Source organism: Corynebacterium mendelii (assembly GCF_017307055.1).
Taxonomy (GTDB): domain Bacteria; phylum Actinomycetota; class Actinomycetes; order Mycobacteriales; family Mycobacteriaceae; genus Corynebacterium; species Corynebacterium mendelii.
This window is the reverse complement of the sequence record NZ_JAFLEQ010000003.1, coordinates 720,099-721,156: the sequence shown is the minus strand read 5'-3', so window position 1 is coordinate 721,156 and position 1,058 is coordinate 720,099. Positions and strand designations below refer to the sequence as shown.

The 1,058-nt window shown below is 62.7% G+C and carries 2 protein-coding genes and 1 tRNA gene; all 3 read right to left on the bottom strand.

The annotated features are described in order from the left end of the window. Positions 1–8: 8 nt before the first annotated feature. Positions 9–85: transfer RNA gene (locus tag JZY06_RS02840), tRNA-Pro, on the bottom strand. Positions 86–186: 101 nt separating this feature from the next. Next, the gene (locus tag JZY06_RS02835; RefSeq protein WP_207118257.1) at positions 187–591 is read right to left on the bottom strand and encodes a YchJ family protein; all 405 of its coding nucleotides are present in this window, start codon (positions 589–591) and stop codon (positions 187–189) included. A gap of 4 nt (positions 592–595) precedes the next feature. After that, the coding region (locus JZY06_RS12165) for an OsmC family protein (RefSeq protein ID WP_242516449.1) at positions 596–1,058 on the bottom strand (463 nt) is incomplete at its 5' end.

The following is a 1,058-nucleotide window of genomic DNA, read 5'->3' as shown; positions in this document are numbered from 1 at the left end:
CGGATTTCTGGTCGGACTGACAGGATTTGAACCTGCGACCCCTTGACCCCCAGTCAAGTGCGCTACCAAGCTGCGCCACAGTCCGATCGCTGTTGCGGGGATTGACTCCCGCAAGCAACTGCCACAGATTACAACATTGTCGGCCCGCTCACCTAATCGGCAGGTCAGAAAAGATTTTGCGGTGTTCTACAGTGCCGGTGGCGCTTCCCCGAGGTATGTCCAGTTCCCGTCGACGAAAAGAAACACTGATTTTTCGCATTGGCGTCCCTTGCCTGCGGGGGTGCGGTAGACGGCGGTGAACCACACGGTCGCCGGGGTGGCGGGATCAACCGGAAAGCTTGAGTCGTGGATGATTAACCGGGTGAACTGCCGGTCCGGATCAAGCTCGAGACTTCCCGGCCGGGTGCTCGGGTGCCAGCTTTTGAGCAGATATTCCCGCCGCCCGGTGCAAAAAGCGGTGTAGCGGGAGCGCATCAGTGCTTCCGGGCTGGCGGCGGGGGCACCGTCAAGGATCGGCTGGCAGCAGTCGGCGTAGTCCAGTCCGCTGCAGCAGGGGCAGGCATCTGCCGGTGTCGGGCGGGAAAAAGACATCGGGCTACCGGTCGCGGTCTTCGATGGTGGCTGCCCCGGTGATGATCTTTTCAATGCAGGACTCCCCGGCGGCGGCCAGCAGGGTCTTTTTCTCCCCATCGGTCAAATCGCCCGTCAGCGAGATGCGCCGTCTCAGCTGCATGGCGAACTCCGGGGCGCCAACCACCCGGGAGACCTCCACTTCGACGTTTTCGAGATTCCTGATGCGTTTGTCTTTGGCAGCCATGCGGATCGCCTGGCTGGTGGCCGCCGACAAAGAACTGAGCAGCAGGGATGTCGGCGACAGGCCCAAACCCTTGCCCCCCAGGGACCGTTCCCGGTCGGTGGTGATGACATCGGTGTCGACATGCACCAGGTCGGTGTAGCGGCCGGCCGGAATCGATACCGAGCGGGCCACACCCTCCGGCATGGGGTCGGTGTCCTTGTCCTGGTCGCCCAGGTAGGCATCCGCCCAGGCACGGATGATT

Coding starts and splice junctions, on each gene's coding strand:
- JZY06_RS02835 (WP_207118257.1), bottom strand. CDS start 591: ATGTCTTTTTCCCGCCCGACACCGGCAGATGCCTGCCCCTGCTGCAGC.